Here is a 24,597-nt window from a genome sequence, read left to right on the forward strand (position 1 = left end):
GATCGGGGCGGCGTGGGCTTCGGGGGCCGCGCCGGTCGGGGCGGTGATGTAGCCGCCGGCCTGGATCACCCGGTCCATCGCCGAGCGGTCCACCACCAGGTCCTTGACCACCGGGAAGGCGGCCGCGCGCCAGGGCTCGACGTCGATGGTGGCGCCGTCCCGGAAGCTGCGCATGTGCAGCTGACAGGTCGTGGTCTTCTTCTGCGGGCCGTGCGCCTCGCCGTCGATCATCAGCGAACAGGCGCCGCAGATGCCCTCGCGGCAGTCGTGGTCGAAGGCGACCGGGTCCTCGCCGGCCAGGATCAGCTGTTCGTTGAGGACGTCCAGCATCTCCAGGAACGACATGTCGCCTCTGATGCCGTCGACCTCGTAGGGCTGCATCCGGCCCGGCTGGGAGGCGTTCTCCTGCCGCCAGATGCGCAGGGTGAGCTTCATGTGTAACTCCGCTGAGCAGGGTGGACGTATTCGAAGTCGAGCTGTTCCTTGTGCAGGACCGGGGGTTCGCCCAGGCCCGTGTACTCCCAGGCCGCGACGTAGGAGAACTCGTCGTCCTTGCGCGCCGCCTCACCGTCAGGGGTCTGCGACTCGATGCGGAAGTGGCCGCCGCAGGACTCGGTGCGGTGCAGCGCGTCCAGGCACATCAGCTCGGCGAGCTCGAAGTAGTCGAGGAGCCGGTTGGCCTTCTCCAGCGACTGGTTGAACTCCTCGCCGGTGCCGGGCACCTTGATGCGCGCCCAGAACTCCTCGCGGATCTCCGGGATCCGGGCCAGCGCCTTGCGCAGCCCGGCCTCGTCGCGCGCCATGCCGCACAGCTCCCACATCAGCTCGCCGATCTCGCGGTGGAAGGAGTCGGGGGTGCGGTCGCCGTCGACGGCCAGGATCGCGTCCAGGCGTTCCCGGGTCTGGCGGACCGCCTCGACGGCCGCCGGGTGCTCGGCGGTCACCGGCTCGGCCCCGGCGGTGCGCGCGAGGTAGTCGCTGATCGTGGCCGGCAGCACGAAGTAGCCGTCCGCCAGGCCCTGCATCAGCGCCGAGGCGCCGAGCCGGTTCGCGCCGTGGTCGGAGAAGTTGGCCTCGCCGACCGCGAACAGGCCGGGAATCGTGGTCTGAAGGTCGTAGTCCACCCACAGGCCGCCCATCGTGTAGTGCACGGCCGGGTAGATGCGCATCGGGACGCGGTACGGGTCCTCGTCGGTGATCCGCTCGTACATCTCGAAGAGGTTCCCGTACTTCTCCTCGACCGCCTTGCGGCCGAGCCGCTTCACGGCGTCGGCGAAGTCCAGGTACACGCCCTGGCCGCCGGGGCCGACACCGCGGCCCTCGTCGCAGACGTTCTTCGCGGCGCGCGAGGCGATGTCGCGGGGCACCAGGTTGCCGAACGAAGGGTACTGACGCTCCAGGTAGTAGTCGCGCTCGTCCTCGGGGATGGCCTCCGGGGAGCGGGAGTCGCCCTTGGCCTTGGGCACCCAGATCCGGCCGTCGTTGCGCAGCGACTCCGACATCAGCGTCAGCTTCGACTGGTGGTCGCCGGTGCGCGGGATGCAGGTCGGGTGGATCTGCGTGTAGCAGGGGTTGCCGAAGAAGGCGCCCTTGCGGTGCGCGCGCCAGATCGCCGTCGCGTTGGAGTTCATGGCGTTGGTCGACAGGTAGTAGACGTTGCCGTAGCCGCCGGAGGCCAGCACCACCGCGTCCGCGAAGTGCGTGTCGATGGACCCGGTCAGCAGGTCGCGGACGACGATGCCGCGGGCCTGGCCGTCGACGACGATCAGGTCGAGCATCTCGGTGCGCGGGTGCAGTTCGATGCCGCCGGCGGCGACCTGCCGCATCATCGCCTGGTAGGCGCCGAGCAGCAGCTGCTGCCCGGTCTGGCCGCGGGCGTAGAAGGTGCGGGAGACCTGCACGCCGCCGAAGGAGCGGGTGTCGAGCAGGCCGCCGTACTCGCGGGCGAACGGCACGCCCTGCGCGACGCACTGGTCGATGATCTCGACCGAGATCTGCGCCAGCCGGTGGACGTTGGACTCGCGGGAGCGGAAGTCGCCGCCCTTCACGGTGTCGTAGAACAGCCGGTACACCGAGTCGCCGTCGTTGCGGTAGTTCTTCGCGGCGTTGATCCCGCCCTGCGCGGCGATCGAGTGCGCGCGCCGCGGCGAGTCCTGGAAGCAGAACTGCACGACGTGGTAGCCCGCCTCGGCCAAGGTGGCGCCGGCCGAGCCGCCGGCCAGGCCGGTGCCCACGACGATCACCTTGCGCCGGCGGCGGTTCGCCGGGTTGACCAGTTTGGCCTGGAACCGGCGGGTGTCCCAGCGCTCCTGGACCGCGCCGGACGGGGCCTTGGCATCGGCGATCGGGTCGCCTTCGGTGTAGGCGGTGTATTCGCTGAAGGCGGTCACTTCACGACTCCCGTCATCACGCCCACCGGCACGGCCACGAAGGCGAGGGTGAGCAGCACGGCGACGATGTCGCCGGCGGTCCGGATCAGGCGGTCGCGCTTCACGCTGCCCACGCCCAGGGTCTGCGCGGCCGACCAGAAGCCGTGCTGGACGTGCAGGCCGAGGGCGAGCACCGCGACGATGTAGATGACGTCGCCGTACCAGTTCTTGAAGGTGGAGACGACGTTCGCGTAGGGATGCCCCGGCTGGAACCCCGAGTGCACGGTGCCGGTGGTCAGGTCGAGGATGTGCCAGATGAGGAAGAGCAGCAGGATGATCCCGCCCCAGCGCATGGTCCGGGTCGCGTGGCTGCTGCCGCCGCGCTTGTGCTCGTAGCGGACCGGGCGGGCCTTGATGTCGCGCCGGCTGAGCTGGTAGGCGGACACCACGTGGGCGACCACGGCCACCACCATCACGACCCGGATGACCCACAGCGTCCAGGTGTAGTGCATGACCGGCTCGCCCATGGTGCGCAGCCAGTGCGCGTAGCCGTCGAACTGGCCGGGCCCGAAGAAGACCTTGAGGTTCCCGAACGCGTGGGCCAGCAGGTAGAGCACCATGACCAGGCCGCTGACCGCCATGACGGCTTTCTTGCCGACGGAGCTGTCCCAAGCCGCGCGCAGGGAAGGCGGACGTCGGTCCGTCCACGTAGCGGTAACCATGGCCAAGACGCTAGGAGCCGGTAATCGATTGGTCCAAGACATGGATCAGCTGGTGACGATAGGCAGAGCCTATGATGGCGGAGCGGGACCAGGAAAGGATCAAGCTCCATGCAGTTCCACCAGCTCCGATACTTCGTCACGGTCGCCGAGACCCGGCACTTCACCCGGGCCGCCGAGGCCATGCATGTGACGCAACCCTCACTGTCGCAACAGATCAGAGCGCTGGAGCACGAGCTCGGCGCGGACCTCTTCCTGCGCGCCCGGGGCAACATCACGCTGACCGACGCCGGCGAGGCGCTGCTGCCGATGGCCCGGCGGATCCTGGCCGACGCCGACGCGGCGCGGCGTGAGGTGCAGGAGCTGGCCGAGCTGCGGCGCGGGCACGTACGGCTCGGGGCGACGCCGTCGCTGTGCACCGGACTGCTTCCGGACGTCCTGCGCACCTACCACCAGCAGTATCCCGGCATCCAACTGCTGGTCCAGGAGAGCGGTTCGCACGACCTGGTCCGGGACCTGGCACGCGGCGCGCTGGACCTGGCGCTGGTGGTGATGCCGCTGCCGTCCCCGTCGCCCGCGTTGACCACTGCGGAGCTGCTGCGGGAAGACCTGGTCGTGGTCTCGGCACCGAACCTGCCGGCACCGGGGGACGGCCGGCAGGTGCGGATCTCAGACCTCGAGCACGAGCAGCTGATCATGTTCCGGCACGGCTACGACCTGCGCGATCTGACGGTGGCGGCGTGCCGGGCGGCGGGTTTCGAGCCGGTGTTCGCGGTCGAGGGCGGGGAGATGGACGCGGTGCTCGGATTCGCGCGGGCCGGGCTCGGCGTGGCGATCGTGCCGGGCATGGTGGCGCGGAACGCCGATCCGGGGCTGCGGGTGACGCCTATCGCCGCGCCGTCGCTGCACCGGACCATCGCGCTGGCGCACCGTACCGATGTGGCGTTGCCGCGGGCCGCGCAGGAGTTCCGGCGGACGTTGCTGGGTCGGCCCGGGTCCGGCTTGCCGGCCATCGCAGCAGGCTGATACACCGCGCGCGCCGACCAAAGCCGGCTGTGGCTGACTCCGGAATCCGGAGTCCGGGCAAGCTGAAACCCGCGGAGCACGCCGCGCCAAAGGCGATCGGCGTGCTCCGCGGGTGAGTCGGGTCGGGCGACGGGCATCGGGCGACGGGCGACGGTCAGGAAGCCGGGGTCCAGTCGGCCGGCAGCCCGGACTGGGCCAGGACGGCGGCCAAGCTGTAGTAGTCCCGGTCGGCGGTGATCAGGAGGTCGTCGCGGGTGTCGAGCAGGGTGGCCATCGGGACGGCGAACGGGGTGGGCGCGCCCTTGATGTGGCCCGCGTAGACGGCCTCGATCGTGACGCGGTTGCCGGAACGGTACGCGGTGACCAGCTTGACCGCGGCGTCGTCGATCATCGCGTCGGTACGGGCCTTCCAGCCGGAGATCTGCTCCTGGCCGGTCATCGTGGCCCCGATCGCGTGGTCGGTGTAGGTGCCGTCGGTGGTGAACAGCGCGCCGAGGGCGTCGGCGTTGTCGCCGTTCCAGGCGGCGGCCCAGGCGATGGCGATCTCCGGGAGGGTGGTGGCGGCGTTCATGGTGGGCCCTACCTTTCTAGATGGGTTGATTGGTCAGTCGTAAGATCAGGAGGCCCAGGGCCTGCGGGTATGGCTGCATGGCGTTAGCCGTTCATGGCTGAAGGAGCTTGGCCGCCCGCGGGTCCGCGACGACTCGACCACTAATTGGGAAATGCGAACCGATCGCTGTGTAGGGCCACGTCGGCGAGGTCGTCTGCTGGGAGTACGAACACCGACATTGCGCTTGTGGAGGCGGTTGTGCCCGTGATCTGGGCCGGAGTGGACATCGGCAAGGAACATCACCACTGTGTGGTGATCGACGCCGACGGCAAGAAGTTGCTGTCGCGCCGGGTCCTCAACGACGAGGCGGTGCTCGGCGAGCTGATCGACGACGTGCTCGCGCTGGATGCCGATGTGCTGTGGGCCGTGGACATCAACCACGGCGGGGCGGCGCTGCTGATCGGGTTGCTGCTGAACCGCGACCAGCCGATGGTCTACATCACCGGGCTGGCCGTGCACCGGGCCTCGGAGGGCTACCGGGGCGTGGGCAAGACCGACGCCAAGGACGCGTTCGTCATCGCCGACCAGGCCAGGATGCGCAAGGACCTCGGTCTGCTGCGGCCCGGCGACGAGGTCGCGGTCGACCTGCGCACGTTGACTACGCGTCGCGCCGACCTCGTACAGGACCGCACCCGGGCGATCAACCGGCTGCGCGCCCAACTGCTGGAGGTCTTCCCCGGCCTGGAGCGGGCGCTGGATCTGACGAACAAGGGCCCGGTGATACTGCTCACCGGCTTCGTTATGCCCGCAGCGATCCGGGCGGCCGGGGTGGCCGGCGTCGAGTCCTGGCTGCGGGCCCGCAAGGTCCGCGGCGCCGCCGGGCTGGCCGCGGTCGCCGTGCAGGCCGCCGAGTAGCAGACCGTCACGCTGCCCGGCGAACGCCTGGCCGCTGACATGGCCGCGCGGCTGGCCAAGGGCATCATCGGGCTCGACGAGGAGATCGCCGAGGTGGAGGCCCTGATCGAGGCCCGATTTCGCGACCATCGGCCGCACGAGTGATCCTCAGCCTGCCCGGCATGGGCCCGATGCTGTCGGCCGACTTCCTCGCGGCCACCGGCGGCGACATGACCGCCTTCGGCAGCGCGGACCGGCTGGCCGGCTACGCCGGCCTGGCCCCCGCGCCCCGCGACTCTGGCCAGGTGTCCGGCAACATGCGCCGGCCCAGACGGTTCCACCGCGGCCTGCTGCGCGCCTTCTACCTGTCCGCGCTGGCCAGCCTCAAGTCGTGCGCTGCTTCTAAGAGCTTCTACCAGCGCAAACGCGCTGAAGGGAAAGGACACAAGCAGGCGCTGCTGGCCCTGGCCCGCCGCCGCGTCAATGTCCTGTGGGCCATGATCCGCGACGGAGCGCTCTACCAGCCCACGCCGACTGTCAGCGCTCACGCAGGTTGACATCAGCATTGGGAAGCTCCTTCAGTGTGATGGTTTTCAGTGCTGCTGCGGGCCGGGCTGGCCAGGCGGTCAGTTGGTCAGTTGGTCAGTTGGTCAGGACGATCTTTCCGCTGACGGTGCCGGACTCGGCCAGCCGCAGCGCTTCGGCGGCCTGGGCCAGCGGCAGCTGGGCCGCGATCGGGGTGACGATGTCGCCGCGCCGCAGGGCCGCGAAGACCTCGGTCAGGTCGGTGCGCAGCCGGGCCCGGAAGCGGTCCTGGTTCAGCTTCTTGCCGGCCCAGATATTGAAGAAGGAGGCGCTGCGGCCGTTGGGCAGCAGGGTCCACAGCGTGGTGCGGGCGACGATCTTCAGCACCGGCCACTGCTTGGAGCCGGTGTCGTCGCGGGTCGAGGCGGTGCCGTAGGAGACGAGCGTGCCGTGCGGGGCGAGCAGGTGCCAGGAGTCGATGACGCTGCGCCCGCCGACGTGGTCGAAGACCGCGTCCACACCGCGCGGGGCCAGCTCGCGGACCCGCTCGGGGACGTTGTCGGCGCGGTAGTCGACCGGGATCACCCCGGCGGCGCGCAGCGCGTCGTGGTTCCGGGCCGAGGCGGTGCCGATCACCGTCACCCCGGCCGCCAGCGCCAGCTGGGCCAGGACCGAGCCGACGCCGCCGCTGGCGCCGTGCACCAGGACCGTCTGGCCGGCCTTCACGCGCGCCTTGCGGTGCAGCATCTGCCAGGCGGTGATGCCGTTCACCACCACGGTCTCGGCCTGCTCGGCGGTCAGGCCCTCGGGGACCTCGACCGCGTCCCGGACGTCGGCCAGCAGGTGGCTGGACCAGCCGCCGACCTTGGTCAGCACGGCCACCCGCCGGCCCAGCAGGCCCGGCTCCACCCCGGCGCCGACCGCGTAGACCCGGCCGACGACGTCGTAGCCCGGGACGAACGGGAACGGGGGCTGGTCGTAGTACCGGCCGCGGCGCATCTGCTGCTCGGCGAAGGAGACCCCGGTCGCCTCCATGGCGATCACGATCTGGCCGGCCCCGGGCTGCGGCACCGCCGCGCGCCGGACCTGCAATCCTTCCGGCTCCACGATGCCCGGCAGTACCACTTGGACGAGAGTCTGATCGGTCATGGCCGCGGCCCTTTCGGTAGAAGCTCTTGCGTTCGTTACAAGTTATAACAGCTCGCTTCAGTGAATGTCAATCGCATCAGTGATAGCCTCTAACTGTCGCCGCCGGCAGAACCAGCAGAGACGACAGATGAGGAGGTCACAGCCATGGGAACAACAACGGAGTCCCCCAGGCAGCGCTACCGCGCGCAGGTGCAGGAGGAGATCAAGCAGCACGCGTGGGAGCAGATCGCGACCGCGGGCGCCTCCGCGCTGTCGCTGAACGCCATCGCCAAGCAGATGGGGATGAGCGGGCCGGCGCTGTACCGGTACTTCGCCAACCGCGACGAGCTGATCACGGCGCTCATCCGGGACGCGTACCAGAGCCTGGCCGACACGATCCGGTCCGCCGCGGCGGGGGGCGCGGATCTCAGGGGGCTGGCACAGGCGATGCGGGTGTGGGCGCTGGAGGACCCGCAGCGGTATCTACTGATCTACGGCACGCCGGTGCCGGGCTATCAGGCTCCTGATGACACCAGGCAGCTGGCCAACGACGTGATGACGAAGCTGCTGGAGGCGGCCGGGGGCGACGGGCTCGGTGCGCTGCCGGCGTCGGCGCTGGGGGAGCATCTGGCCGCCTCGGACGCCGGCTGGGCCACGGCGTATCCCGCCGAGCCGGAGCGGCTGCACCGGGCCGTCGTCTTCTGGACCCGGCTGCACGGGGTGCTCTCGCTGGAGCTGGCCGGGCACTTCGACGGGATGGGGTTCGACCCGGCGCGGGTGTACGCGGCCGAGGTGGAGGCCGTCGCAGGCCACTGATGGTCCGCTGGTGGGCCACTGATGGTCCGCGACGGCCCCGCGGGGTCACACGGTGATCGCCTCGCCGACCGGGACGATGGTCACCGGCACGTCGGTCAGCCCGCCCTGGCCCACCATCTGCCGCGTCATCTGCTGCCCGAGGTCGCTGAGCAGCAGCTCGTGGATCTGCACGGCCTGCTTCGGCGCGACCTCGCGCACGTAGTCCACGCCCTCGCCGAGCTTGGCCCACGGCCCGCTGGTCGGCAACAGCAGCGTCTCCACCGGCGCGTCCGGGACGTGGTAGGCGTCGCCGGGGTGGTAGACGCGCTCGTCGACCAGGTAGCCGACGTTCGTGACCCGGGGCAGGTCCCGGTGGATCATGGCGTGCAGTTCGCCGAAGACGCCGATGTCGAACCCGGCCACCGCGATCCGGTCCCCGGCAGTCACCGCGGTGACCTGCCCGCGCCGGGCCTCCCACCGCCCGACCACACTCTCCGGGCCGTACACCCGCAGCTCGGGACGGGCCTGCAGAGCCTGCGCGAGCAGTTGCTCGTCGAAGTGGTCGGGGTGCTCGTGGGTGATCAGGACCGCCTCGGCCGCCGCCACCGCGTCGGCCGCGTCGGGCGTCAGGGTGCCCGGGTCGATGACGATCCGGCCCTGGTCACCGGCCAGCGAGACACAGGCGTGGGCGTGTTTGATCAGCTGCATGGGTCAGCTCCTGTTTCGCCGATATGTACAGGCTGGACTGTACAGTCTCGAGCTGATCCTCCGATGACGATGCCGTTGACCGCGTGACAGGTGTTCCTGGTGGCGCGGGTCGGGGACGTGGCGGCCGGCTGTGTCGGGGTGCGGATGTTGGCGGCGGGCATGGCCGAGTCGAGCCGGATGTACATCCGACCGGAGTTCCGGCGCTCGGGTGGCGGCCGGCTGTTGCTCGGGTTCGAGAAGGCGCTGCCCTCGCCCCGGATCTAGCCGTTAGCGGGGCTACAGGGGCGGGTTAGCAATGCTCTCATATCGGGGACGAGCCGCTGTGCGAGTCTGGCGGGCGTCGACGGCGATCTGGGGAGGGCGAAGGAAGATGGAGCCACTGGGCCCGCGGGACCCGCGGCAGGTCGGCGCCTACCGCCTGCTGGCCCGGCTCGGCGGGGGCGGCATGGGCCAGGTCTACCTCGGACGCACGCCCGGCGGCCGGACCGTGGCCGTCAAGCTGGTCCGCGGCGAGTACGCCGCCGACGAGAGCTTCCGCCGCCGGTTCCGGCACGAGGTCCAGGCCGCGCGCCGGGTCGGCGGCCGCTGGTCGGTGCCGGTGCTGGACGCCGACACCGACGGGCCGCAGCCGTGGGTCGCGACCGGCTACATCGCCGGGCCCGATCTGCGCAGTGCGGTCGACACCTTCGGGCCGCTGCCGCCGACCACGCTCCGCGCACTCGGCACCGGCCTGGCCGAGGCTTTGCAGACCGTGCACGGACTCGGTCTGGTGCACCGGGATGTGAAGCCGCCGAACGTCCTGCTGGCCCCGGACGGGCCACGGCTGATCGACTTCGGCATCGCCCGCGCGCTGGACGGCGAGGCCGCCGCGCTGACCGGCACCGGCATGCTGATCGGCTCGCCGGGCTACGTCTCCCCCGAGCAGGCCGCCGGACAGCAGGCGGGGCCGGCGAGCGACGTGTTCGCGCTCGGCGCGGTCCTCGCCTTCGCCGCCACCGGCCACACGCCGTTCGGCGAGGACGTCGGCGCGCCGGTGCTGCTGTATCGGGTGCTGCATGAGGAGCCGGACCTGACCGGTGTCCCGGAACCGCTGCGCGGGATCGTTTTGGCTTGTCTGGCCAAGGATCCGGCCCGCCGGCCGCAGCTCGCCGAGCTCCGGGAGCACCTGAACGCGGTGGGGCCGTCGGCCGAGCAGTCCGGTTGGCTGCCGCCGGCGATCGCGGACGCGGTGGCGCGCCTGGCCGCACAGGTTCTGGACTTCGACAGCCCGCGGACGGGGCCGCAGGACGGTTTCACCGCCACGATGCCGGGGGCACCGCCCGGGCCGATGCCGGGACCGATGCCGATGACCGTGCCCGGTCCGCCGGTGACGATCTCGGGATACGCGCCGGAACCGGAACGCCGACGCAATCGATGGCTGCTACCGGTCACGGCGATCACGGCGGCCGCGATGGTGATCGGCGGCGTGGTGGTCCTGGCGACTCGGGGCCACGACGATTCGCCGGGATCCGCTACGGCGCCGCCGACGACGAGCGCCGCGGGCCAGTCCTCGCACCCCGCCCCGCTGCCGGGGACCGTCACCGCGACCCCGACCGCGACCGCGACCCCGACCCCGACCGTCAAGGTCACCGTCACGAACACCGCCGCCGGCGGTGACAACGGCACTCAGGCCTCGGCACCGGGCCAGATCCCCAGCGCCTTCCTCGGCAGCTGGTCCGGCTCCATATCCTTCCCCGGACAGTCCCAGGACACGGTGCTCCCCTTTCACGTGACCATCCAGCAGACGCAGGGCGACGACAGCGCCGGGCAGGCCACGGTCCCGGCCACGGCCACGGTCAACGGCGCCACGTGCTCCTTCACCAACGACTTCGAGTCCGCCACGAGCACCCAGCTGACCCTGATATCAGGGTCCTCCAGTGGTGGCCCGGACTGCGCGACCACCTCGCCGGTCAAGCAGGTCTACACGCTGTCCTCGCCCGCCACGATCACCGTCGCCATCCTCGGGACCGCCCCCGCCGTGAGCAGCCAGCCGAACGAACTGACCGGGCTGCTGAGCAAGAACTGACGCCGCTTCCCGCCGCGCCGAACCCCATCAAGCCGGTAAGAATGGGAGCGTGCAGCCCGAATCCGAACCCGAGGGCGGCGGGCCGGTCGACGAATCGGTCCGCGAGCCGCCCGGAGCCGCGCTGCGCCCCGTCGTCGGCTGGTATTCGGGCTACCGGCAGGCGGGCGTCCCGGCGGGGCGGCATCGCGGGCTGCCCTCGCCGTACCTGACGCTCATCCTCACCCTCGACGATCCCCTCACCATGCTCGCGCACCCCGACCCGCGCCAGGTGCCCGGCGACTTCCGGCTGCTGCTCGGCGGGCTGCACACCGCCCCGGCGCTGATCGGGCACGACGGCCGGCAGTCCGGTGTGCAGATCGCGTTGGATCCGCTGGGGGCGCGGGCCCTGCTGGGGATTCCGGCCGGGGAACTCGCCGAGATCGACGTGTCCGCCGATGCCGTGCTGGGCCGGGACATCGTCCTGGCCCAGGAACGGCTCAGGGCGGCGAAGGACTGGCCGGGGCGGTTCGCCGTGGTGGACGACTGGTTGGCGAAGCGGGCCGCGAAGTCGGCGGACAAGTCGGCGGGCAAGTCGGCGGGCATCGCGATCCCCGCCGAGCTGACCCACGCCTGGCGGCTGCTGCTCCGCTCACGCGGCACTCTGCCGATCGCGGAACTGGCCGAGGAGCTCGGGTGGAGCGCGCGCCGCCTGTCCGGCCGCTTCAGCGCCGAGTTCGGGCTGACGCCGAAGGCCGCGGCCCGGGTGATCCGGTTCGACCGGGCCCGGCGGCGGCTCGCGGACCGGGCCCGGCGCGGTCCGGTCGAGGTGTGGCCGGACGCCGACCGCCGGCGCGGACTGGGGCTGGCCGGCCTCGCCGTGGACGCCGGCTACTACGACCAGGCGCACCTGGACCGTGAGTTCAACGCCCTGGCCGGCTGTCCGCCGGTGGCCTGGCTGGCCGAGGAGTTCCGAAATATCCAATCCGGCGCCGTACCCGGCGAGCGAACCTGGAACCGCCCTGAGAACGAAGGGCCGGGGGGAACGACCACGAAGGAGCAGTGACCGCCATGACCACCGAGACGACGCCCGCCCCGCAGGTGTGGCCCACCTTGCGGGCGACCGACGCACCGGCCCTGATCCGTTTCCTCACCGAGGCCTTCGGCTTCCAGGAGACCGTCGTCTACCGGGACGGCGACCAGGTGCACCACGCCGAGCTGGCCTGGCCCGAGGGCGGCGGCATCATGCTCGGCTCGGCCAAGCCCTCCGACGGCGACCAGTGGCCGCTGTCCCCCGGCCAGTTCGGCGCCTACGTGGTGACCGACCACCCGGAGGAGCTGTTCGCCCGGGCCAAGGCCGGCGGGGCCGAGATCGTGCAGGAGGTGTACGAGACCGAGTACGGGTCGCGGGACTTCCAGGTCCGGGACCCGGAGGGGAACCGGTGGTCGTTCGGGACCTACCGCGGGGCCCCGGTGAAGAGCGACTGAGGCGGATCAGGCCTCTGGGAAGAGCACGTCGGCGACGTGCCGGGTGTCCGCGTACTCCCGCACCGACGTGATCTTCCCGTCCCGGACGGTGAACACGCCCGCGCAGCGGTTGTCGTACGCGGCACCGCCGGCCGCGGTCGCCTTGGAGGTCCACTCGGCCAGTACCCGGTCGCCGTCGGCGAAGGCGCTGACCAGCTCGATGATCACCGGCGCCGAGGTGTCGAGGTAGGCGCCCATACCGCCGAGGAAGTCGTTGATGATGGCGTCGCGGCCCTCCCAGAGGCGGGAGATCGGCAGGCTGCCCGGGTAGAGCCAGGTCGCGTCCTCGGCGAAGCTGTCGAAGATCGTCTGCGCGTCGCCGTCGCGGACGGCTTCCACGTAGCGGACGACGACGGACTTCGGGTCGGTGCGGGCCGTGGTGGCCATGGTGATGCTCCTTTATCAGGGTTTTGTCTACTGAGTCGTTGGTCGGTGAATCAGAGGTCGATCAGAGGTCGATCAGGCCACGGTGAGGACCGCGTTGCCGCGCACGCCCCGGTCCCGCAGCCGGGTCAGCACCTCGGCGGTCTCGGTCCAGTCGGCGACCAGGCCGATCTCGGGGTGCAGGCGGCCGCCGGCGACCAGGCGCACCAGGGTCTGGAGGTCCTCGGCGTAGGAGGCGTCCGAGTCGGCGTAGTGGAAGTGCCGGATGGTCGCCGATTCCGGGCCGGCGAAGAAGTCGAAGAAGTCGAGGGTCACCGGCTGGCGGCTGGCCTGGCCGAACCAGATCAGCGTGCCGCGGCGGGCCAGCTTGGCCAGGGCCTTCGGCAGGTTCGGGCCGCCGGTGGATTCCAGGACCACGTCGAAGGGGCCGGCGGCGTCGTCGATGGTCGGGACGACGCGGGCCGCGCCGAGTTCCCGGAGCCGTGCGCCGCGCTCGGGCGAGGAGCTGACCGCGGTGATCTCCAAGCCGGCGGCGGCCGCGAGTTCCACGAAGTAGTGGCCGACGCCGCCGGACGCCCCGGTGATCAGGATGCTGCGACCGGCGGCCGATCCGGCCGCCCGCAGCAGGCGCAGCGCGGTGAGGCCGGCCAGCGGCAGGGCGGCGGCGGTGGCGGCCCGGACCCCGTCCGGCAGTTCGGCCAGCGAGCCGGTCGGGACCGCGACGTATTCGGCCCAGCCGCCCTGCGGCGGATGGCCGACCACGCGGGTGCCGGCCGCCGGGCCGCTGCCGTCGGCCGCCGCCTGGACCACGAGGCCGGCGATGTCCTTGCCGGGGCGCCAGTCCGGGGGCGGCGTCTCCAGCTGGAAGGTCTCGCCGCGGTTGACGGAGTACGCCTCGACCTTGACCAGCGCCTCGTTGGGGCGCGGCCGCGGTTCGGCGACGGCGGTGAGTTCCACGGACCGGTCGGTCCGGCCGGTGGCGGTCATGGCCTTCATGGCGATCCCTTCCTTCGGGTTGTGACTGCTTTGGGTCTGACTGCTTTGGGTCTGACTACTTCGGGTGTGGCTGCTTCGGGTGTGGCTGATTCCAGCTCCGGCAGCTCGGGCTTCCGGCTGCTGGATCAAGCTGACCACCGGGGTGCCGGGCCGGTCCAACAACCGGCCGCCGGTTTCGACAACCGCCGGTGGTGGGCCAAGGTGGAGGCATGGATCTTGACCTGGCTCAGGTGCGGGCGTTCGTCGCCACCGCGGACCGGCTGCACTTCGGGCAGGCCGCCGAGCAGCTCGCGGTGAGCCAGCAGGCGCTGTCCAAGCGCATCGCGCGCCTGGAGGGCGAGCTGGGGGCGCAGCTGTTCCTACGCGGCGGGCATGCCGTCGAGCTGACCGAGGCCGGCCGCCGGTTCCTGGAACCGGCGCGGCAGACGCTGGCCCAGGGCGATCGCGCGGTGGCCGCGGCGCGACACGTCGAGCGTCCGCTGCGGATCGACTACTGGGGCCACCTGTTCGCGCCGATGCGGACCCTGGCGCCGGTGATCGACTACTTGGCGCGGGCGGTCGCCGTCTCCGTCGAGACCGGGCCGGGGCGCGACCTGCCCGGCGTGCTGGACGCGCTGGTCCGGACGGCGACGGACGTCGGCTTCGGGCGGGCGCACGGGGCCGACGGGGCGCAGGGCGCCGAGCATGCCGGGTACGCGCACCGGCTGGTCCGGCTGGAGCCGGTGGACGTCGTGGTCGGCGACCGGCACCGGCTGGCCGACCGCTCCGAGGTGCGGCCCGATGAGCTGCGGGACAGCGTCCTGTGGGGCCCGGCCTCGCTGGAACGGCTGGACTTCTACCGGCGGTTCGCAGAGCACTTCGATATCAACGCGGACTCCGGCACGGCGAACCTCGGGATCGGCCACTTCCTGGAGCAGGTGGCGGCCGATCCCACGCGCTTCGCCCTGGTACCGGCGGACCTGGAGCTGCCGGACCGGGTGCGCGTCCGGTCCCTTCCGCTCGTCGAGCCGACGCCGTTGTACGCGTGGTCGCTGGTGTGGCGGGCGGCGGATCCCCATCCGGGCGTCGAGTCGCTGCTTCAGGCGTTCGCCGAACTCGGCGGACGGAACCGGTGGCTGGAGTACCGGCCGGGGCGGGACTGGCTGCCGGCGGGCGACGTCTCAGAGGTCTCAGTCACTTCAAGTAATTGATTACTGGTTAAGGGAAATACCACCGACAGGGAGGGGTCCATTCGGGGGATGTGGGGCAGTGGCGCGGGGTGCGGGCCCGGCCGGAGCGTGTTTCGCTGCAACAGAGCCGTCCGGCTCAAGACGGGAAGGAGGCACGATCATGCCCGACTACGACCCGAACCAGATCGCGAACCTCGTCGGCCAGCTCGGCGGCGACCACCAGCAGGCGGCCCAGCAGCTCCAGCAGATGGGCGGTCAGATCGACCCCCAGCAGCACGCGGACACCTTGCAGCAGATGGGGATCGATCCACAGAAGCTCCAGAACGGCGACTACCAGCAGCATCTGGACGCCCAGAGCCAGCCCGGTTTCCAGGGCTACCAGAGCGGCGACATGTCCGGACAGGCTCCGCAGTTCGGCGGCCAGAGCGGCCAGAGCGGCCAGAGTGGCCAGGGCGACCAGGGCGGTCAAAGCAGCCAAGGTGGCCAGGGCGACCAGAGCAGTCAGATGCAGAGCGGCCAGATGCAGAGCGGCCAGATGCAGAGCGGCCAAGGCAACCAGGGCGACCAGGACAGCCAGGGCGACCAGAGCGGCCAGCAGGGTCAGAACTTCCAGCAGTTCGACCAGAGCCAGGGCGGCATGCGCGGCATGGAGCCCGACCCCGACCAGCAGATGACGGACGACCAGCAGAACCAGCAGATGGCGGGCCAGCAGGCGTCTCGGCGGCAGCAGTCGGGGCAGCAGGACTACTCCGGCCAACAGACCCAGCAGGACCAGCAGAATCAACAGAACCAGTGACCCGGCGACAGCCGGTGAAACGATAGGCAGTGCGCAGGCCGGTCGTCGTGGATGCCACGGCGGCCGGCCGTCTTTGTGGCAGCCGCATCGCGACTACACCCCGGTCACACCAGCTCCTTACGCAGAAAGACCCGGCTGGTCCCCGGCGGATCGCAGGGCACCTCGCCGAACACCGTCCAGCCCTGCTTCCGGTAGAAGTCGGGGGCCTGGAAGCTGATCGTGTAGAGAACCGCGGCACGGCAGCCGCGGGCGCGGGCCTCGTTCTCGGCCTCGCGCAGGATCGCGGCGCCGAGGCCGTTGCCGCGCAGGGCGGGCGGTAGGTAGAAGAGGTCGACGAAGAACAGGCCGAGGGATGTCCGTCCAGACAGGCCGCCGATCGGTTCGCGGGACTCGGGATCGCGGATCAGGACGGCCAGGGGTCGGCGATCATCGATGCCGGTCGCTTCGACGTTGAAGCGGTCCAGCGCGGCGGAGAGGGTCGCGATGTCGGCCGGGGTGGGGACGTCGGTGAGGTGCGTGAGGTGCATGTCGGCACGCTAGGACGGGGATGCTTTGACGGCGGTCGAAGCGACATCGGCGACAATCGAGGCATGGACGATCAGCGGGTGGGCCGGGACGTGGGGGTGGACCTGGCCGCGGTGGCGCGGTTGCTCGCCGACGGGACGCGGGCCGCGTTCTGCCTGGCGCTGCTCGACGGCCGGGCCTGGACGGCCGGCGAGCTGGCCCGGTATGCCGGGGTCACGCAGTCGACCGCGACCTCGCATCTGAACCTGCTCGTCGGCGGCGGGCTGCTGGCCGACGAACGGCACGGCCGGCACCGCTATCTGCGCATCGCCGACCGGCGGGTCTTCGAGCTGATCGAGGGCCTGGCCGAGTTGGCGCCGCGGCAGCCGGTCCGGCCTCGGTCGCTGACCGTCGCCACCCGGCAGCAGGCGCTGCTGGACGCCCGGCTGTGCTACGACCACCTGGCCGGTGCGGTGGCGCTGGAGATCAAGGACGCGATGGTGGAGCGCGGATTGCTGGTCTGGGACACCGGGCAGCCGGCCGCCGCGGCGCTGACGGACCGGGGCGCGGCCTGGCTCGCCGACGTCGGCATCGTGCTGCCCGCCTCGCGACGCCCGCCGGTGCGCGCGTGCCTGGACTGGACCGAGCGCCGCACGCATCTGGCCGGCGCGGTCGGCGGCGCGTTGTGCGGCCACGCGCTCGCCGCCGGCTGGGTCACGCGCGTCGGCACGACCCGCGCGCTGCGCGTGACCCCGCTCGGCCGCCAGGCCCTGCACGACCACCTCGGCCTGCCGATCGTTAGCAGCGCTACACGGGGCAGGTAGCAAATACCCTCACTCCCCCGACCGCGGCCGTGTCAGCCTGAAGGGATAAGGGATACTGCCTGAAGAAAAGCGGTCGGCGGTCGGCGGTCGGGAGGGATCATGCAGCTGAGTTCGGCCCAGATGTTCCACCATCGGTGGTGTGCGGCACTGGCCGCGGGAGACGTGGCGGCGCTGCGCGCCATGTTCCATCCGGACGCGGTCCAGGTCTCGACGGCGACCGGGCAGGTGCTGACCGGCGTGGAGCAGATCGCCGGCACGCTGGAGCAGCTGTTCGCCGTGGCCGGACCGGTCGCCACCTCAGGAGTGGAGAGCTTCGTCGATCTCGGCGACTCCTTCTGCGTGGAGTCGGTGCAGTCCACCGCCTACGCGCAGGTGTTCGGCTACGACGTGTTCGTGATGGACGGCGGCCTGATCCGCTTTCATGCCAACGGAAGCATCGCGCCGCGCTCACTGTCGCCGCTGCCCCAGCCCACCGGACCCACGCAGGGACAGGACGTCTACCAGCGCTACCGGAGCGCTACCAACGCCCAAGATCCGAACGCCCTGGCCGGGGTGTACACCACGGACGTCAGGTTCTCCAACGTGGGCAACGTCGTCTACAGCCGGGACCAGCTCGTGGGCGCGGTGCACAGTTTCTGGGCCAGCGGCATGCGGTCGACACTGAAGACGGTGTCGCGGTTCGTCGAGGCACCGCACGCGTTGTGTCTGGAGGCGACGGCCGGCGTCGGCAGCCGGGGCGGGGCCCTGGACATCACCTACTACGAAGTGTGGATGCTCCGGCAGGGTCAGGTCAGCCACCTCATCAGGGGCCTGATCACGCCCCGGCCCGCCGAGCTGCAGCAGATCATTCAGAAGATCGCCGCGGCCAACCAACGGACGGTGCAGGACTTCGCGCAGGCGACCATGCTGCGCAGCGCCATGCAGGTCCGCTGGTAGAACCCTGACTCGCCGGAGCCGGGAGTCACAGCCCGGGCCCGGGTGTAGGTTCACTGCATGTCTGCACCTCCGGTCCTGCGCGACGTTTACAGAACCCTGATGGAAAGACGCGGGGACGCCGCCGCCTCGATCACGTTCGACGACGGCCCGGGCCCGATCGCGCGGCTCGACGTCTTCGTCTACCGGCCCGTGGATCCGAGCGGTCTGACCACGTTCGTGACGGTCGGGATGGCGTCGGCTCCGATGCCCGCACCGGAGGGCGGGGAAGGCGGGCGCGCCGAGTTGTGGCTGTCGCGTACCGGGGCGCTGGCCGAGCCGGACGAGCGGCAGATCGCGATGCAGCTGGCGAATCTGGCCGTGTACCCGTGGAAGACCGGGCGGGCGGTGAGCTGGGCCCAGATCGTCGGGTTCGAGCACGACTTCCCGACGTTCCCCGGCTGCCCCGCGGTGTTCCTGGCCGGGCCGTTGCTGACCGACACCCCGGACTGGCTCGACACCTGCGAGGGCAAGGTGCGGGTGATAACGGTGGTGCCGATCACCGAGCAGGAGCGGGCCGCCGCCGCGACCATGCCGCCGATGACCTTCGCCGGGAACCTGATCGAGTCACGGAACGTGTTCACGGCGCCGGATCCGGCAGGCGCCTGAGCGGCCCGGACTATTCCGCCCCCGCGGCGTCTCCGGGGTCCGGCAGCCGCTTGATGCGGATGTCACGCTTATGGATGCCCTGCTCCACCAGCTGCTCCGCCCGCGTCCGCGCGCTCTCCGACACGGCGTCGCGGACGGCTTCGGCGGCGGGGGTGGCGCGGCGGATCACGCGGGCGATGAAGCCGCCGGGGACCGGGAGGTCCAGGACTGTGCAGTTCCTGAGCCAGTCGGCGTAGTACCAGGGGGCGATACTGGCGCCGAGGCCGGCCGCGGCCATGGTCTGCAAGGTGCTCAAGCTGACGGCGAGGTGCTCGGTGGCGGGGACGATTCCGTGCAGGTCGGCCAGGCGCCGGAAGCAGCGGCCACGGGCCGAGGCCGGCGGGGCGCCGATCCAGGGCCGACCGGACAGGTCGGCGGGAGTGGCCGGGAGCTCCCAGGCGGACGGAATCGCGATGCGGTACTCGTCCTCCATGATCACTTGCGAGAGGTAGCCGGGCGGCAGCGGGACCGCTGTGTCGCGGTCGTCGATGATGATCGCGACGTCCACACTCTGGGTCCGCAGCATCCGAAGTCCCTCGGCCTGCTCGGCCTCGATGAGGATCGGCCGCAGATCCGGGTGGCGCTCGGCCAGCAGCGCCACCGCGCCGGCGACCACCTCCACCGTCCCGCCGGGCGGCATGGCGATTGTGATCGGACCGGTGGCGCTACTGGTCAGCGCCAGCAACTCGCGCTCGGCGTCGGCCAGCGAGTCGCCGATGCGGCTCCCGGCGCGGGCCAGGACGCGGCCGGCCTCGGTCAGCTCCACGCCGCCCACGCCGCGGTCCACCAACGCCGTGCCGGCTTCCCGCTCCAGCTTCGCGAGTTGCTGGGACACCGCCGAGGGCGTGTGGCCGAGTCGGCGGGCGGCCTGGGCCAGGCTGTTCGTCTCCGATATCGCCTGGAGCAGGAGCAAGCGGCGCGGGTCCAAGTCCATAAGCCCATTAGCGCCGCTACATGTGCCGCTTAGCAAATCTCAGCGCCGGTCCGGACCTCGCTATGCGAGTCTGACGGCTATGACGCGGATATCTTTTATCCCGTTCGTCGGGATCATAGGCATTAGTGCTGCCGCCCTCGCGGGATGCAGCTCCTCATCGGGCACCACCGGGGCCCTTGGCTCCCTTGGGGTACCGAGCCAGAACACCACTGGGAACACGACGGCCGCGAACGGCGCCGCGAGCACGGCAGCCGGCTCCGGCGGCCAGGGGACGACCGCCGGAACGACGACCGGGAACACCAATGGCAGTGGCGGCACCAGCACTGGAGGCAATGGCGGGAACACCGCGGGGAGCGGCGGCGGCTGGGTGCTGAGCGCGCCGAAGTCCGTCTTCGGCTTCGCGCAGATCCAGCCACAGGCCGCGAGCCTGGCCAAGATCCAGTCCGGGCTCGCCACCACCGCGGGCGAACTGGGCGTCTCGGGATCCCAGGTCATCTCCGTCTACGACGATCCCACCCACGACGTCTACATCATCTTCGCCGGCTACAACGGCAGCGGGTTCGACCCCGGCAAACTGAAGCCCGTCTTCAGCGTCGGCCCGAAGTACACCACCGACGGCACGGGCGACCACCTCGTGGAGAACCATGTGCTGTACGACCCGGGAGCGCACGGCGGCTCGGCCGGCTGCGCCTCCAGCACGGTGCAGTCCGGCGGATTGGCCGCGGAGTCCACGGCCTGTGTCTGGATGACGGCCACCACCATGGGCAGCGTCACCTACTACCCCAAGCCGGACCAGCAGAAGATGGTGTTCGGCACCGGTCCGGAAGTGATGGGCAAGGTCATGCAGCAGCTGCGGGACCAGGTCGAGCACCAGTCCTGACCGGGCTCCAGCGCAGCCTGATCCAGTGGCCTGATACGGCCGCCTGATTCAGTGGCCTGGGAAGCAGATCCCCCTACACCAGACCGGAATCCCGGACCCGGACCTCCTTGGAGAACCGCGCCGACCACTGGCCGCGGTCGACGTTCAGCGCCGCCTCGGCCAGGCGCAGCCGCTGGATGTCGGCCGTGCCGGCCGGCGCGAGCACGTGGTAGGCATCGCGCAGGTACCGCTCGATCCGGTACCGGGTCTGGAGGCCGCGGGCGCCGATGATGTCCATCGCCGCGCGCGCGGAGTCGATCGCGTACTCGACGTTGATGAGCTTGGCGTTCATCAGCTCCGTGTCACACGGCAGCCCCTGGTCCAGCAGGTACACGGCGTGGTAGGCGGCCAGGCGCGCGGTCATCAGCCGGGACTGCATGTCGCCGAGCCGGACCTTGATCGAGGAGATCTCGTGGATCGGGGCGTCGTAGAGCCGGCGCTGCTGGCAGTAGGCCACCGTGTCCTCGACGATGGCCTGGTGGATGCCCAGGGCCACGGCCGTGAGGTTCGGGCGCCCGTAAAGCGTGCTGGACGAGTAGGCCACGTCCAGCCCCTCGCCCTCGTGTCCGAGTCGGTTCTCCACGGGTATTCGGCAGTTCTCCATGACGATCTCGCCGAAGCTGAAACCGTGCAGGCCCATCGTCGGGGCCAGCGGCTCCAGCCGGACGCCGGGCCGGTCGTACTCGACCAGGAAGGCGCTCAGGCCCTTGGATCCGGGGCCGGTGCGGACCACCACCCCGTGTACGTGGCCGACGTGCGAGTTGCCGACGAAGACCTTTCGACCGTTCAAAACGTAGTGGTCGCCGTCGCGGACGGCGCTGCCGGACATCCCCAGCACGTGCCCGCCGGACTCCGGCTCGGTGACCGCGATGGTCGGCAGGCAGTGGCCGGCGGCGATCGGCGGCAGCCATCTTCGGCGCTGCGCCTCGGTGCCGAAGTGCAGGATCTTGGCCACGCCGAGCTGGGAGGCCTGCACCATGGCGCCCATCGCCGCCGAGACCCGCGCCAGCTCCTCGATGATGATCGTCTTGCCCAGGTGTCCCAGTTCCATCCCGCCGTACTCGACCGGGATGGTCGCGCCGATCCAGCCCCGCCGGGCGATCGCCGTGGACAGCTCGTGGTCGACCTCGCGCGTGTCCTCCATCTGCGCCACGCGCGGGAGCACCTGCTGTTCGGCGAAAGCCCGGACCTCCTCCCGCACGGCCTCATGCCGGTCGTTGGTGAAGACCTGGTTCATGAGTGCTGACACCGACTCTCTCCTCACCGGTTACGGCGTTCCGCGCGGGCTCGATCGAGATCGCAGAGCGCGCGCACTCATACCTATCACGTGATCACTGCTTCGCAATACAGCGTCCTGGCTCGCCTATGCCGTGCCCGTCAGGGGTACGTGTTACTCCTGTGAATCAGATCGTGTCCGTAAGCTCCCCGATGTCCGAGGCGAGCGCCTTGGCCCGGCTCAGCACGGTTGCTCCGTCGCTGTCCCGCAGCCCCAGAGTGAGCACCGCGGTGGCGTGACCGGGCACCCGGACCGGGACCGCGGCGAAGATCACCGTTCCGGTCGCGGGCTCGTTCAGCGGGATCGCGGCGGTGGCCGACGGCTCGCCGCCGCGCTCCAGGTGGTCGATGATCGCCAGGATGCCGACCGGCGCCAAGTGCGGGAACGCCTCCGGGGCCGGGGTGCCCAGCATCTCCACGGCGCCGAAGAGCTGATCGTGCAAGGAGTTCGCGTACAGCACCTCCAGATTCGGCCGGGCGGCGATCATCGCGGTGCCGCCGGCGCCCTCCAGCACTCCGGCGATTTTCTGCCGACCGCCGATTTCGGCCAGGACCTCGTCGCGGGCCGCTTTCAGGACCTGGAGGCCGTCGTTGCCCCAAGAATTGCCCTCGGACTCACTGCGTGGGGCCGGATCGATCGCGCACACGGTGCCGATCACCGTTCCGTCGTCGTCGATCAGCGGCACGCCGATGTAGCTGCGCACACCCAGTTCGTCCACCACCGGGTTGCCGCGGAAGCGGGAGAACTCGAAGACGTCGTCCAGCGTCAGCGCGGCCTTGCGGCCCACGACGTGCACGCAGAAACCCTGGTCCATGTCCATGAACCGGCCCGGCTCGCCCAGGAACGCCGGGTCGCCGCTGGCGGGTTCCCGGCCGTACAGGCCCACGAAGTACTGGCCGCTCTCGCCGACCAGGTTGACCATCGCCGCGGTGGCGCCGGTGGCCTCGGCCGCCTTGCGCGCGACCTCGTCGAACACTGAGTCCGGGGTGTTGGCCAGGCCCAGCTCGCGCTGGCGGGCCGCCCGCGCGGTGGCGTCGGAGGGCGCCGGCCGGCCCAGCCGCAGGGCTGGGGTCTGGAAGTCGTCGCGGTCTGTCATATGTAGCTTCCTTCATGCGCGGCCAGCTCGGGGGCGGCTGGCCGGACGGTCCGGTAGTCGATGGTCTGCAGATGCTTGACCAACGCGATGAGGACGTTCACGGCCGAGGTGCGCGACCGGGCGTCGCACATCACGACCGGGACGTCGGGACGCAGTTGCAGCGCCTCGCGCACCTCGGGACCGGTGTACGAGAACTGTGCGCCCTCGAACTCGTTAACCGCGACCAGGAACGGGATCCCGGTGCGCTCGAAGTAGTCGACAGCCTCGAAGGAGTCCTCGATGCGCCGGGTGTCGACCAGCACGATCACCCCGAGCGCGCCGATGCACAACTGGTCCCACATGAACCAGAAGCGCTCCTGGCCGGGCAGCCCGAACAGGAAGAGCACGTACTCGTTGGCGATGCTTATTCGGCCGAAGTCCAGCGCCACCGTGGTGGTGGTCTTGCCGCCGGTCAGCGCGATGTCGTCGACGCCGACGGAGGCCTCGGTGATCGTCGCCTCGGTCTTCAGCGGCGCGATCTCCGAGACCGCCCCGACCAGCGTGGTCTTGCCGACGCCGAAGCCGCCGGCTATCAGCAGTTTGAGGCCGCCGGGCAGGTGGTCGACAGCACGGTCAGAGCTTGTAGAGGGCATCCAGCACCTTCTCCAGAAGGTCTGTGCTCGGCCGCGCGCGTTCGAAGACGGGCACCGGGGCACGGGTGTCTATGGCACGCCAGCCGAGCAGGTCGGACAGCAGGATCTTGGTCACGGCCAACGGGAGCCCGGACAGCGCCGAGACCTCGGCGACCGAGATCGGGCGGTCGCACAGGCTCAGGATGTCGTCGTGGTCCGGGCCCAGGTCTCCCAGGGCCCGGCCGGTGGCCACCACGTAGGTCACCAGGTGGAAATCCTCGTTCGGCGCGGTGCGGCCGCCGGCCACCGCGTAGGGCCGGATCAGCCGCCCGGCCGCCGAGTCGACGAAGGCCTCGGGATCGCCTCGGCTCACGACCGGGCCCGGGCCGCTGCCACCGGGCCGTCCGCGGCGCCACGCGGGGCGGTGCCCAGCTCCCGGGTGACCGCGGTGACGCAGCGCTGCATCTCGAATCCGATCTGCCGCGGGTCGGCCTCGCGGTCGGCCAGCACGCCGATGCAGGTGCCGGGACCGGCCGCGCCGATGCACAGGAAGGCGCCGTCCAGCTCCACCACCACCTGGCGCACCCCGCCGGCCCGGACCGTCTGGCCGATCGCGGTGACGATGCCCCACATGCCGCTCTCGGCGGCGGCCAGGGTGTCGGCCTCGTCCTTGTGCAGACCGGTGGTGTACGCGCGGACCAAACCGTCCGTCGACATCAGCAGCACGCTGCGGGCAGCCGGGATGCTCTGCAGCATCCGGTTGATCAGCCAGCTCAGATTCTCTTCGGTCTGGTTGCTCACTGGTTCCACTCCTGACGGTTCGCGGTGGTGCGATCGTGCTGCGAAGGATCCGGTCCGGCCGCCGGGGGATCGGTCGGTGCGGTGCCCGCGGACAGGCCTTGCCAGAAGTCCGACATCATCGTCGGCGACAGGGCGCCGGTGCCGTGCTGGTTCTGCTGGCCCTCGGCCTGGATCAGGCGTGCCGAGATGTGGCCCTGCGGGGTACGGCGCCGCAGTTGCGGACGGCCGTCGGGCAGCAGGCCCGGGTCGCCGGCGGGATCGACGCTTGGGAGTACGTCCACGGCGTCGACGAGCACGTACTCACCGACAGCCTGACCTTCGGCGCCGGTGTGCTCGCCACGTATCTGCTGACCGACCCGAGGGGTGCGGGGGCATGACTTTGCTC

Annotated in this window: 28 protein-coding genes and 1 pseudogene; 13 read left to right on the forward strand and 16 right to left on the reverse strand. The window is 70.8% G+C overall.

Annotation, left to right across the window (positions count from 1 at the left end; genetic code table 11):
* From IZR01_RS32890 to IZR01_RS32900, 3 genes are all read right to left on the reverse strand, one after another.
* Window positions 1–435, reverse strand: a 435-nt coding sequence (locus IZR01_RS32890) for a succinate dehydrogenase/fumarate reductase iron-sulfur subunit (RefSeq protein ID WP_194926140.1), incomplete at its 3' end; no start/stop codon positions are given.
* Entirely contained in the window at window positions 432–2,390 is a 1,959-nt protein-coding gene (locus IZR01_RS32895) for a fumarate reductase/succinate dehydrogenase flavoprotein subunit (RefSeq protein ID WP_194897149.1), read from the reverse strand. The genes IZR01_RS32890 and IZR01_RS32895, both read right to left, overlap by 4 nt.
* Window positions 2,387–3,091, reverse strand: coding sequence for a succinate dehydrogenase (locus IZR01_RS32900; RefSeq protein ID WP_194897148.1), 705 nt, complete (start codon window positions 3,089–3,091; stop codon window positions 2,387–2,389). Before IZR01_RS32900 ends, IZR01_RS32895 begins: the two co-directional genes overlap by 4 nt.
* A 108-nt stretch (window positions 3,092–3,199) precedes the next feature.
* Here IZR01_RS32900 and IZR01_RS32905 point away from each other — a divergent pair, with 108 nt between their 5' ends.
* On the forward strand, window positions 3,200–4,114 hold the full coding sequence (locus IZR01_RS32905; protein WP_194926141.1) for a LysR family transcriptional regulator: 915 nt from the start codon (window positions 3,200–3,202) through the stop codon (window positions 4,112–4,114).
* Window positions 4,115–4,268: 154 nt separating this feature from the next.
* Here IZR01_RS32905 and IZR01_RS32910 read toward each other — a convergent pair whose 3' ends face one another.
* The gene (locus IZR01_RS32910; RefSeq protein ID WP_194926142.1) at window positions 4,269–4,685 is read right to left on the reverse strand and encodes a nuclear transport factor 2 family protein; all 417 of its coding nucleotides are present in this window, start codon (window positions 4,683–4,685) and stop codon (window positions 4,269–4,271) included.
* A gap of 237 nt (window positions 4,686–4,922) precedes the next feature.
* On the opposite strand from IZR01_RS32910, the pseudogene IZR01_RS32915 reads away from it, so the two are divergent.
* Window positions 4,923–6,115 (forward strand): annotated as a pseudogene (locus IZR01_RS32915) (IS110 family RNA-guided transposase).
* 85 nt (window positions 6,116–6,200) lie between these two features.
* On the opposite strand, the gene IZR01_RS32920 reads toward IZR01_RS32915, so the two are convergent.
* Window positions 6,201–7,232, reverse strand: coding sequence for a medium chain dehydrogenase/reductase family protein (locus IZR01_RS32920; RefSeq protein ID WP_194926143.1), 1,032 nt, complete (start codon window positions 7,230–7,232; stop codon window positions 6,201–6,203).
* Between the two features lie 144 nt (window positions 7,233–7,376).
* Between IZR01_RS32920 and IZR01_RS32925 the strand changes: the two genes are divergently transcribed.
* Window positions 7,377–8,027, forward strand: coding sequence for a TetR/AcrR family transcriptional regulator (locus IZR01_RS32925; RefSeq protein ID WP_194897144.1), 651 nt, complete (start codon window positions 7,377–7,379; stop codon window positions 8,025–8,027).
* 45 nt (window positions 8,028–8,072) lie between these two features.
* On the opposite strand, the gene IZR01_RS32930 is transcribed toward IZR01_RS32925, so the two are convergent.
* Window positions 8,073–8,714, reverse strand: coding sequence for an MBL fold metallo-hydrolase (locus tag IZR01_RS32930; protein WP_194897143.1), 642 nt, complete (start codon window positions 8,712–8,714; stop codon window positions 8,073–8,075).
* A gap of 99 nt (window positions 8,715–8,813) precedes the next feature.
* On the opposite strand from IZR01_RS32930, the gene IZR01_RS32935 reads away from it, so the two are divergent.
* The 4 genes from IZR01_RS32935 (at window position 8,814) to IZR01_RS32950 (ending at window position 12,243) form a co-directional block, all read left to right on the forward strand.
* Entirely contained in the window at window positions 8,814–8,978 is a 165-nt protein-coding gene (locus tag IZR01_RS32935) for a GNAT family N-acetyltransferase (RefSeq protein ID WP_194926144.1), read from the forward strand.
* A gap of 106 nt (window positions 8,979–9,084) precedes the next feature.
* Window positions 9,085–10,779, forward strand: coding sequence for a serine/threonine-protein kinase (locus IZR01_RS51240; RefSeq protein ID WP_228560737.1), 1,695 nt, complete (start codon window positions 9,085–9,087; stop codon window positions 10,777–10,779).
* A gap of 49 nt (window positions 10,780–10,828) precedes the next feature.
* On the forward strand, window positions 10,829–11,821 hold the full coding sequence (locus IZR01_RS32945) for a helix-turn-helix domain-containing protein (protein ID WP_194926145.1): 993 nt from the start codon (window positions 10,829–10,831) through the stop codon (window positions 11,819–11,821).
* Window positions 11,822–11,826: 5 nt separating this feature from the next.
* Window positions 11,827–12,243, forward strand: coding sequence for a VOC family protein (locus tag IZR01_RS32950; RefSeq protein WP_194897140.1), 417 nt, complete (start codon window positions 11,827–11,829; stop codon window positions 12,241–12,243).
* Between the two features lie 6 nt (window positions 12,244–12,249).
* Here the strand turns inward: IZR01_RS32950 and IZR01_RS32955 are convergent, their stop codons facing one another.
* Together IZR01_RS32955 and IZR01_RS32960 are read right to left on the reverse strand one after the other, a co-directional pair.
* A complete protein-coding gene (locus IZR01_RS32955) occupies window positions 12,250–12,669 on the reverse strand; it encodes a nuclear transport factor 2 family protein (RefSeq protein WP_194897139.1) in 420 nt (139 codons plus the stop codon).
* A 72-nt stretch (window positions 12,670–12,741) separates the two neighbouring features.
* Window positions 12,742–13,662, reverse strand: a complete 921-nt coding sequence (locus IZR01_RS32960; RefSeq protein ID WP_194897138.1) for a zinc-binding dehydrogenase — start codon at window positions 13,660–13,662, stop codon at window positions 12,742–12,744.
* Window positions 13,663–13,871: 209 nt separating this feature from the next.
* On the opposite strand from IZR01_RS32960, the gene IZR01_RS32965 reads away from it, so the two are divergent.
* Both IZR01_RS32965 and IZR01_RS32970 read left to right on the forward strand, forming a co-directional pair.
* A complete protein-coding gene (locus IZR01_RS32965) occupies window positions 13,872–14,852 on the forward strand; it encodes a LysR family transcriptional regulator (protein WP_194926146.1) in 981 nt (326 codons plus the stop codon).
* 139 nt (window positions 14,853–14,991) lie between these two features.
* On the forward strand, window positions 14,992–15,627 hold the full coding sequence (locus tag IZR01_RS32970) for a hypothetical protein (RefSeq protein ID WP_194900129.1): 636 nt from the start codon (window positions 14,992–14,994) through the stop codon (window positions 15,625–15,627).
* A 104-nt stretch (window positions 15,628–15,731) separates the two neighbouring features.
* Here IZR01_RS32970 and IZR01_RS32975 read toward each other — a convergent pair whose 3' ends face one another.
* Window positions 15,732–16,154, reverse strand: a complete 423-nt coding sequence (locus IZR01_RS32975; protein WP_194900128.1) for a GNAT family N-acetyltransferase — start codon at window positions 16,152–16,154, stop codon at window positions 15,732–15,734.
* A 63-nt stretch (window positions 16,155–16,217) separates the two neighbouring features.
* Here IZR01_RS32975 and IZR01_RS32980 point away from each other — a divergent pair, with 63 nt between their 5' ends.
* From IZR01_RS32980 to IZR01_RS32990, 3 genes are all read left to right on the forward strand, one after another.
* Window positions 16,218–16,955 carry an ArsR/SmtB family transcription factor gene (locus IZR01_RS32980; protein WP_194926147.1) on the forward strand — a complete coding sequence of 246 codons (738 nt, stop codon included), beginning with the start codon at window positions 16,218–16,220 and terminating at the stop codon, window positions 16,953–16,955.
* A 99-nt stretch (window positions 16,956–17,054) separates the two neighbouring features.
* On the forward strand, window positions 17,055–17,891 hold the full coding sequence (locus IZR01_RS32985) for a nuclear transport factor 2 family protein (protein ID WP_194899090.1): 837 nt from the start codon (window positions 17,055–17,057) through the stop codon (window positions 17,889–17,891).
* Between the two features lie 57 nt (window positions 17,892–17,948).
* Window positions 17,949–18,536 (forward strand): suppressor of fused domain protein, encoded by a 588-nt coding sequence (locus IZR01_RS32990; protein ID WP_194899091.1) that lies wholly within the window; start codon window positions 17,949–17,951, stop codon window positions 18,534–18,536.
* A 10-nt stretch (window positions 18,537–18,546) separates the two neighbouring features.
* On the opposite strand, the gene IZR01_RS32995 is transcribed toward IZR01_RS32990, so the two are convergent.
* The gene (locus IZR01_RS32995; RefSeq protein WP_194899092.1) at window positions 18,547–19,509 is read right to left on the reverse strand and encodes a LysR family transcriptional regulator; all 963 of its coding nucleotides are present in this window, start codon (window positions 19,507–19,509) and stop codon (window positions 18,547–18,549) included.
* 79 nt (window positions 19,510–19,588) lie between these two features.
* Between IZR01_RS32995 and IZR01_RS33000 the strand changes: the two genes are divergently transcribed.
* On the forward strand, window positions 19,589–20,389 hold the full coding sequence (locus IZR01_RS33000) for a hypothetical protein (RefSeq protein ID WP_194899093.1): 801 nt from the start codon (window positions 19,589–19,591) through the stop codon (window positions 20,387–20,389).
* Window positions 20,390–20,462: 73 nt separating this feature from the next.
* Here the strand turns inward: IZR01_RS33000 and IZR01_RS33005 are convergent, their stop codons facing one another.
* The 6 genes from IZR01_RS33005 to IZR01_RS33030 form a co-directional block, all read right to left on the reverse strand.
* Window positions 20,463–21,665 carry an acyl-CoA dehydrogenase family protein gene (locus IZR01_RS33005; RefSeq protein WP_194899099.1) on the reverse strand — a complete coding sequence of 401 codons (1,203 nt, stop codon included), beginning with the start codon at window positions 21,663–21,665 and terminating at the stop codon, window positions 20,463–20,465.
* Between the two features lie 166 nt (window positions 21,666–21,831).
* Window positions 21,832–22,800 carry a GAF domain-containing protein gene (locus tag IZR01_RS33010; RefSeq protein WP_194899094.1) on the reverse strand — a complete coding sequence of 323 codons (969 nt, stop codon included), beginning with the start codon at window positions 22,798–22,800 and terminating at the stop codon, window positions 21,832–21,834.
* Window positions 22,797–23,432, reverse strand: a complete 636-nt coding sequence (locus IZR01_RS33015; protein WP_194899095.1) for a GTP-binding protein — start codon at window positions 23,430–23,432, stop codon at window positions 22,797–22,799. The genes IZR01_RS33010 and IZR01_RS33015 overlap by 4 nt, the downstream gene beginning before the upstream one ends.
* Window positions 23,413–23,784, reverse strand: a complete 372-nt coding sequence (locus tag IZR01_RS33020; protein WP_194899096.1) for a DUF742 domain-containing protein — start codon at window positions 23,782–23,784, stop codon at window positions 23,413–23,415. The genes IZR01_RS33015 and IZR01_RS33020 overlap by 20 nt, the downstream gene beginning before the upstream one ends.
* On the reverse strand, window positions 23,781–24,212 hold the full coding sequence (locus tag IZR01_RS33025) for a roadblock/LC7 domain-containing protein (protein ID WP_194899097.1): 432 nt from the start codon (window positions 24,210–24,212) through the stop codon (window positions 23,781–23,783). Before IZR01_RS33025 ends, IZR01_RS33020 begins: the two co-directional genes overlap by 4 nt.
* On the reverse strand, window positions 24,209–24,597 hold a 389-nt coding region (locus tag IZR01_RS33030; RefSeq protein ID WP_194926148.1), incomplete at its 5' end, for a hypothetical protein. The genes IZR01_RS33030 and IZR01_RS33025, both read right to left, overlap by 4 nt.

This window comes from Catenulispora pinisilvae, assembly GCF_015356865.1.
GTDB classification, from domain to species: domain Bacteria; phylum Actinomycetota; class Actinomycetes; order Streptomycetales; family Catenulisporaceae; genus Catenulispora; species Catenulispora pinisilvae.

Excerpts from the sequence above, each read along its gene's own strand:
- IZR01_RS32955 (WP_194897139.1), bottom strand. The coding sequence starts at position 12,669 with ATGGCCACCACGGCCCGCACCGACCCGAAGTCCGTCGTCGTCCGCTAC.
- IZR01_RS32990 (WP_194899091.1), top strand. The coding sequence starts at position 17,949 with ATGTCTGCACCTCCGGTCCTGCGCGACGTTTACAGAACCCTGATGGAA.
- IZR01_RS32900 (WP_194897148.1), bottom strand. The coding sequence starts at position 3,091 with ATGGTTACCGCTACGTGGACGGACCGACGTCCGCCTTCCCTGCGCGCG.
- IZR01_RS33015 (WP_194899095.1), bottom strand. The coding sequence starts at position 23,432 with ATGCCCTCTACAAGCTCTGACCGTGCTGTCGACCACCTGCCCGGCGGC.
- IZR01_RS32965 (WP_194926146.1), top strand. The coding sequence starts at position 13,872 with ATGGATCTTGACCTGGCTCAGGTGCGGGCGTTCGTCGCCACCGCGGAC.
- IZR01_RS33010 (WP_194899094.1), bottom strand. The coding sequence starts at position 22,800 with ATGACAGACCGCGACGACTTCCAGACCCCAGCCCTGCGGCTGGGCCGG.
- IZR01_RS51240 (WP_228560737.1), top strand. The coding sequence starts at position 9,085 with ATGGAGCCACTGGGCCCGCGGGACCCGCGGCAGGTCGGCGCCTACCGC.
- IZR01_RS32985 (WP_194899090.1), top strand. The coding sequence starts at position 17,055 with ATGCAGCTGAGTTCGGCCCAGATGTTCCACCATCGGTGGTGTGCGGCA.
- IZR01_RS32920 (WP_194926143.1), bottom strand. The coding sequence starts at position 7,232 with ATGACCGATCAGACTCTCGTCCAAGTGGTACTGCCGGGCATCGTGGAG.
- IZR01_RS33000 (WP_194899093.1), top strand. The coding sequence starts at position 19,589 with ATGACGCGGATATCTTTTATCCCGTTCGTCGGGATCATAGGCATTAGT.
- IZR01_RS33005 (WP_194899099.1), bottom strand. The coding sequence starts at position 21,665 with ATGAACCAGGTCTTCACCAACGACCGGCATGAGGCCGTGCGGGAGGAG.
- IZR01_RS32995 (WP_194899092.1), bottom strand. The coding sequence starts at position 19,509 with ATGGACTTGGACCCGCGCCGCTTGCTCCTGCTCCAGGCGATATCGGAG.
- IZR01_RS32925 (WP_194897144.1), top strand. The coding sequence starts at position 7,377 with ATGGGAACAACAACGGAGTCCCCCAGGCAGCGCTACCGCGCGCAGGTG.
- IZR01_RS32930 (WP_194897143.1), bottom strand. The coding sequence starts at position 8,714 with ATGCAGCTGATCAAACACGCCCACGCCTGTGTCTCGCTGGCCGGTGAC.
- IZR01_RS32910 (WP_194926142.1), bottom strand. The coding sequence starts at position 4,685 with ATGAACGCCGCCACCACCCTCCCGGAGATCGCCATCGCCTGGGCCGCC.
- IZR01_RS32975 (WP_194900128.1), bottom strand. The coding sequence starts at position 16,154 with ATGCACCTCACGCACCTCACCGACGTCCCCACCCCGGCCGACATCGCG.
- IZR01_RS32905 (WP_194926141.1), top strand. The coding sequence starts at position 3,200 with ATGCAGTTCCACCAGCTCCGATACTTCGTCACGGTCGCCGAGACCCGG.
- IZR01_RS32980 (WP_194926147.1), top strand. The coding sequence starts at position 16,218 with ATGGACGATCAGCGGGTGGGCCGGGACGTGGGGGTGGACCTGGCCGCG.
- IZR01_RS32960 (WP_194897138.1), bottom strand. The coding sequence starts at position 13,662 with ATGAAGGCCATGACCGCCACCGGCCGGACCGACCGGTCCGTGGAACTC.
- IZR01_RS32970 (WP_194900129.1), top strand. The coding sequence starts at position 14,992 with ATGCCCGACTACGACCCGAACCAGATCGCGAACCTCGTCGGCCAGCTC.
- IZR01_RS32950 (WP_194897140.1), top strand. The coding sequence starts at position 11,827 with ATGACCACCGAGACGACGCCCGCCCCGCAGGTGTGGCCCACCTTGCGG.